Origin of the sequence: Salinarimonas soli (assembly GCF_008386575.1) — a bacterium.
Lineage (GTDB): Bacteria > Pseudomonadota > Alphaproteobacteria > Rhizobiales > Beijerinckiaceae > Salinarimonas_A > Salinarimonas_A soli.
Genome location: NZ_VUOA01000059.1, coordinates 1 through 1,377, shown reverse-complemented (window position 1 = coordinate 1,377; position 1,377 = coordinate 1). Strand labels below are relative to the sequence as shown.

The following is a 1,377-nucleotide window of genomic DNA, read 5'->3' as shown; positions in this document are numbered from 1 at the left end:
CAGCAGCTTCAATCCACCGCGTAGAAGGCCTCACGGACAGGGTTGGCGATCGGCCCAGAACCGATAACGGCCGTCTGGGTCATCACTACGCCGACCACCCGGTTTGTCGGATCCACCCAGAACTGCGTCCCATAGATGCCGCCCCAGCCGTAGCTACCAACCGGAAGCTGCGTCTTGGCCGCCGTCGGATCAGTCACAAGACCGCAGCAGAGGTTATGACCCCACCCTGGGCCACGCAGAGTAGGCATGCTGCCGGTCGCGTTCTGGGTCATCTGTCGAACCGTCTCGGCCCGCAGCACACGAGCCCCGTCTAGTTCGCCTTCGTTCAGGAGCATCTGCGCGAACCGTGCGTAGTCGCCGATCGTGCCGCTCATCCCAGCGCCGCCCGAGTTGTAAGCGGCCTGCGAGAAGACGCGGTTTGGATCGAGGTTGGCTGTTCCCTTCGTAGCTGGGTACGGCACACCCTCTGTTGCCTTCACAGGAACATAGCCAGTCCCAAGTTGCCCCGTCCCCTGCTCTGGGCGGGTGACCGGCACAAAGCGGTCACGGGCCGTCTCGGGTGCGTAGAAGACCCAGCTCTCAATCCGCAGTGGCTTCGCGATCCGCTCGGTGATGAACGAGCCAAGCGAGCCGCCTGTTACCTTCTCGATCACTGCGCCAAGTACATCGGTCGCGAGCGAGTACTGCCAGCTCGTTCCAGGCTGATAGCCGAGCGGAGCCGAGGCGAGGCGGCGCATCGCTTCGGCTGTCGTCACGTCTGGCTGATCCAACCCGTCGGTCACGCGTGCCTCTCGGTACGCATTCACGACCTGAGGGTTGTTGATGAAGTTGTAGGAGAGCCCGGCCGTGTGGGTCAGGAGCTCGCGCACGGTGGGAGGCCTCGTTGCGGCCGTCTCGGCTCCGTCAGCTCCGCGCACGCGGAGGTTCGCGAACTCAGGCAGGAAGCGCGTCACGGGGTCGTCGAGACCGATCTTGCCCTCCTCCACGAGGATCATGGTTGCGACCGACGTGACGGCCTTTGTCATGGAGGCGAGGCGGAACATGTCGTTCTCGCCGATCGGCGTCGTGCCCCCTGCCTCACGCACGCCCATGCTGCGCCTATAGACCGGATTTCCGTCCTGCAGGATCAGCACGGCGACGCCAGGGGTACTGCGACCTTCCACGAGGCTCCGGAGAGTCTCATCCAGCTTTGCGGTTCGTGCATCAGGCGACAAGGCCCTCGTCGCGGGCGCGGAGAGCCCCCCAAGCGTGAGCGCTCCAGCTCCAAGCAGACCGAGGAGAAGTCGACGTGAGATCATGATTGTTTCCTCCCGTCAGGGGCTGAATCAGCCCCTGACCCGGGCATTCTGCTCCCGCAGGTACCCAGGGGGTCAAGCG

At 64.3% G+C, this 1,377-nt stretch carries 1 protein-coding gene; it reads right to left on the bottom strand.

The window, feature by feature from the left end; all coding sequences use genetic code 11:
- Nucleotides 1-8: 8 nt before the first annotated feature.
- Complete coding sequence (locus tag F0L46_RS24905; RefSeq protein WP_149822321.1) at nucleotides 9-1,298, bottom strand: serine hydrolase domain-containing protein; 1,290 nt, start codon at nucleotides 1,296-1,298, stop codon at nucleotides 9-11.
- Nucleotides 1,299-1,377 lie beyond the last annotated feature (79 nt).

Bases quoted from the DNA above. Each gene is read 5' to 3' on its own strand.
- F0L46_RS24905 (WP_149822321.1), bottom strand. From the start codon at position 1,298: ATGATCTCACGTCGACTTCTCCTCGGTCTGCTTGGAGCTGGAGCGCTC.